This window comes from Maritalea sp., from assembly GCF_051251695.1.
In the GTDB taxonomy this organism is placed as follows: domain Bacteria; phylum Pseudomonadota; class Alphaproteobacteria; order Rhizobiales; family Devosiaceae; genus Maritalea.
Genome location: NZ_JBPOEU010000065.1, coordinates 1 through 4,541 on the forward strand (window position 1 = coordinate 1; position 4,541 = coordinate 4,541).

The 4,541-nt window shown below is 49.0% G+C and carries 5 protein-coding genes; all 5 read left to right on the top strand.

The features are described 5' to 3' along the window. Positions 1–747: RadC family protein (radC, locus tag ACSHWX_RS17820; RefSeq protein WP_435669558.1), on the top strand; the 747-nt coding region annotated here is incomplete at its 5' end. A gap of 444 nt (positions 748–1,191) precedes the next feature. Then, positions 1,192–1,635 (top strand): hypothetical protein, encoded by a 444-nt coding sequence (locus ACSHWX_RS17825; RefSeq protein ID WP_435669559.1) that lies wholly within the window; start codon positions 1,192–1,194, stop codon positions 1,633–1,635. 565 nt (positions 1,636–2,200) lie between these two features. Continuing rightward, a complete protein-coding gene (locus tag ACSHWX_RS17830) occupies positions 2,201–2,653 on the top strand; it encodes a hypothetical protein (RefSeq protein WP_435669560.1) in 453 nt (150 codons plus the stop codon). Between the two features lie 330 nt (positions 2,654–2,983). Beyond that, positions 2,984–3,226 (top strand): hypothetical protein, encoded by a 243-nt coding sequence (locus ACSHWX_RS17835; protein WP_435669561.1) that lies wholly within the window; start codon positions 2,984–2,986, stop codon positions 3,224–3,226. Between the two features lie 3 nt (positions 3,227–3,229). Then, positions 3,230–4,541: Fic/DOC family protein (locus ACSHWX_RS17840; protein WP_435669562.1), on the top strand; the 1,312-nt coding region annotated here is incomplete at its 3' end.

Sequence of the window (4,541 nt, forward strand, 5' to 3'; positions counted from 1 at the left end):
GCACTTGCCCACCCCGGACTTCGTCAGTCGGCCAGAGGCCTAAGCAGCGGCATTCGCCGCTCTTACGCTTCGCTATTGACTGATGAGGATATTATGAAAGCACTTGATCTGGTAGAAAAAATGGCACATCAAGGTACTAATGGTCTTAGTGACGCCGAACTACTGTCACTATTTCTATCGTCCAAAAAAGGTGTTTCTGCCATTGTTCAAGCACACAATATCATTGAGGAGAATGGCGGTTTGTATGCGCTATTTTCGCGCAACGACCATGGGCGTGTAGAAGTTGCCGGTCTATCCAGAATGCAGCTTGCTCGCTTGCAGGTCGGTCGGACTCTTGCAGCTAGGGCGGCTTTCGAGAGGGTATGTCAAGGCGACGTGCTGAGTTCTCCTGAGCATGTTCGTCGTTACTTGCAGTTGCAGTTTGCAGGTAGACAGGATGAAGTATTTGGACTTGTATTACTGGATAACCGTCATCGTGTTATATGTTACCGGGAGGTGGGGGTTGGTACTATTGATTCTTGCGCAGTCTATCCCAGAAGTTGCGTCAAGCTTGTATTATCAGCTAACGCGGCTGCGTGCTTTGCGGTCCACTCGCATCCATCTGGGGTTGCTGAGCCGAGTGACGCGGATGTACGTCTGACCAGGAAATTGTCAGATGCGATGAACCTAGTAGATTGTCGTCTCCTGGATCATTTTATTTGTGGACAAGGCACTATTACATCACTGGCAGAGCGTGGGTTGATGTAGTTAATCGGCTGTAGTGTGCAAGCATGTCTCTTGATGTTCTTGCACACTACAGCTTCAATGCTCTAAGCGATAGCATGGTATTTTTGCGAGAACGATGTCCTGCTTTGCAGGTCTTGTTAATGATGCGCCCAACGGCGGAGCCGCCGTCCCCCGCGTGAGCTAGGCTTCGCCTGGCTCCCTTCCCCCTCGCTACTTGGTCGAAAACAGCTCGACCAGGTAGCTCCCGACAAGACACTCACTGGATACGGATAAGGAGTGGCCATCGTGGCCACAAGTAAGGGTTCTCCCTGTTGTTGTTGACGTATCACACCGATCCTCACTGACCAGTGCAACTCGCTGCGCTCTACTCGGCTTAACACCCGTTCCTTTTCGCGGAACCCGGATGCATTGCATCCTCCGCGAAAACGCTGCGGCCTACCTCGACACTGGACAGTGAGGATCGGTGTGACCGTTGGCGGCTATGCGCTTGCAGCGCGGGGCTCTGTTGCCCTGTGGGCAACCGCTGTTTCAATACATAAACCCAATCACCGTTCAAGAGAGAAGCAAATGCGCATAACTATCGAGATCAGCATTGACAAGGAGTCGGCGATGGACCCTGGCGAAGGAAGAGATGCAATGAGCTTGCATAACGAGCTACGTGATCACCTTCTGCAAGGGAATACGAGTGCTTACGTGCTGACATCACTCACAGCATTAGGCCTAGAGATACTCAGATCAAGGAATAACGGCGACGTGTACACACAACACGTTATCCATCACGAAACAAGGCCGATAGTCAATTCTGTAGACGTCAGAGTTATTGACTCAGTGAATGGAGCCGAATGGCCCGCCAGCGTTGAAGAAGTACAGACAATGCATCAAGAGGAGGCCGAGAAAGACATCATCTAACAGGCTGAGATTAAGTTGAAGTTACTATCTTCAGCTTATTTATGTATCAGAGGGGCAGGGTGGATCCACCCTGCCCCTCTGATCCCTCACCCTCTTGCACCTGCCGGTGCGCTACAGAAGTATGTCGCCCTGCGCTGCAGGTCGTGTTGTGTTGATGCGCCCAACGGCGGATTCGCCGTCCCCCGCGTGAGCTAGGCTTCGCCTGGCTCCCTTCCCCCTCGCTACTTGGTCGAAAACAGCTCGACCAGGTAGCTCCCGACAAGACACTCACTGGATACGGATAAGGAGTGGCCATCGTGGCCACAAGTAAGGGTTCTCCCTGTTGTTGTTGACGTATCACACCGATCCTCACTGACCAGTGCAACTCGCTGCGCTCTACTCGGCTTAACACCCGTTCCTTTTCGCGGAACCCGGATGCATTGCATCCTCCGCGAAAACGCTGCGGCCTACCTCGACACTGGACAGTGAGGATCGGTGTGACCGTTGGCGGCTATGCGCTTGCAGCGCGGGGCTCTGTTGCCCTGTGGGCAACCGCTGTTTCACTTACCGTCTGGGAGTTCATTTGATGTCAATACGTTCAATGCACACTGTTCCTCGAGCTATCAGCAAAGCCACATTTGAGAGCTTGCTTACCCTAACTTCAGAGCACATTCAGCACTTTCGTGACGATCTACTGATTCACGATGCAACGCGGATTTATGAAAACCCCGGCGAGTCTTTTATTCATATCTGCTACAAAAATGCTACTCATTTGTATTTCACTCCGGTTTTCCGTGGCAACAACTTGCGGATTCCCTACTTGTTTGGCTATGCGACACCTCTAGAGATTGCCAAGGGGATACATGAGTTGATTCGAGACGAATTGACAGTGGAAAGGATAGGCTCGCCGCTTGTCTATCATCATTATGACGGTCGGCGCGTTGTCAGAACAACTCATGAGCAGGCTGTAAAAGTTTACCTGAACGCTCTTGTAACAATAGAGCGAGAGGTCTATCCGCTTTTGCGGAAAGTTGTATAAGATACGTCTACCAGACTACAAATCTGGTGCCATATATGCATTATAAAATTTCGTATGATTTCTACATCTGGTATGTGTGCTGGTAAGAAATGTCCTCATAAGGCGCTTACGGCATACGAATTAGCGCACCGATGGGAAGCTCGTTCGTTGCTTCTCAGGTAACCAAAACGTCTATTTTGGTGGTATGCCAGAGTCGATTTCGACCTTGGATGAGCGTATAATTGAGATGAAAAGGTCGACTTCTATCTGTCGATTGTCCCGTTGTATAACCAGTGGGCAATCTTACTGAATTGGTCGTTACTCTTAGTTCACGTTGTGGGTTATCAGGCTATGACAAAAATCGACTATAAGGTTGAGGATGATGAATCCCTGCAGGCTCGGGTTGAGACGCAACTGTCTGCTATCGACCTATCTACCGACATCGATCAAGCTACGAAGAGCGCCATCGAATTCGGTGAGCTGTCTGGCACAGCGATGAGCGATTACGGCAAAAAGCTTTTGATACTGGTGGAGAGGAAAGTCATTACCAGCGATGAATGCGCTCGGCTGATGATTGCCGCAGTAGGGAACTAGTCATTGAAGGATCCTTATCTCGATCCCTCCTCTGGGGTGCTTTTCAATCGGCTTGGTATTACTGATAGCAAGAAGCTTGAGAGAATCGAAACTGAACTGTCAGGACTGCGCGGTAAAGAGTTGTTAGCTAATCCTCTGCCAGGGAAGTTTGATCAAGAGCATTTGAAAGCTATTCATCGGTACCTTTTTCGCGATGTGTATTTCGTTCATGGTGAGCACGCGCCCGCATTTGCGGGTGCTGTAAGAACCATCGGGATTGAAAAAAAGTCTGATGTAGGAATAGATTACCCTCATCCTGACGCTGGCATCGAGAGTCTAAAAAGCAGGCTTGACTATGCTTTTTCTGAATTGAAAAAAGATAAGTTGTTGCGAGGCATGGAAGATGATCCAGAGCGCTTTGTTGGCAAGCTAGCGAAACACTCTGCTGAAATATGGGAGTGTCACCCCTTCAGAGATGGTAATACAAGAACCACATTCATGTTCACTGAGCATCTGGCCAAAAACGCCGGGCATCCGTTCCTCAATGAGCTAGGATCGATTTCTGAGTTTAGAACTTCGATTGCTGACTATGTCAGAGGAGATCGAGCACAGTTCGTTGATAAACTATCCGAATTTATTCGCCCAACAAGAGAGTTGAGTATAGTTCGATCCGAAACGAACCAGATACGTGATCAAGGTGCCACGTATGAGGTAAACACTGGAGCTCTGAGAGAGACCTCTTTGAGTGTTGCCACAAAAACCTTAGAAGAAGCAGCCGCTAAATATTTACGAGACCAGGAAAATAGGTTTGTCGCGTCGCTAGAACCATTGAAAATCCGGGCTGAGCGAGCGCGGCAGAAGCTTGTTGATCATGAAAAAAAGCAGCCTTCCAAAGGCCTATTTTCGTCCGAAAACAAGATGGATGAATGGCAGGCGGAAAGACAAGCAATTGAAAAAGAGCTGCGCGTCGCTGATGGTAAAGCCAGAGCTGCAGTATCAGATCACAATGATAGATCTTTGCATCGAGAGCATGAAGCTCAAAAACATGCGAAAAAGGCTTTCCCTATAGAATCTGAGCTTTTGCGTAAGGATGATATTCGTGTCGCTGCGAAGGTTCTTTCTGATCGTTGGCGATCCCTTGAAAAAGAGCTATCGCTTGTTTCTTCTGGTAGAAGCCATTCGCATAACAATAGAGAGATATTGCTACGTCAGTCTATGGACCATGTATTCAGCCAGATCGATAGCTCCAAGGAAATACGTTTGGCGCTAGGTAAAGAGTTGGTGTCCCGTATTCAAAAGTCTTCTTTGGACAACAGCAAGGCAATGGATCTTGTGA

Coding starts and splice junctions, on each gene's coding strand:
- ACSHWX_RS17830 (WP_435669560.1), top strand. CDS start 2,201: ATGTCAATACGTTCAATGCACACTGTTCCTCGAGCTATCAGCAAAGCC.
- ACSHWX_RS17835 (WP_435669561.1), top strand. CDS start 2,984: ATGACAAAAATCGACTATAAGGTTGAGGATGATGAATCCCTGCAGGCT.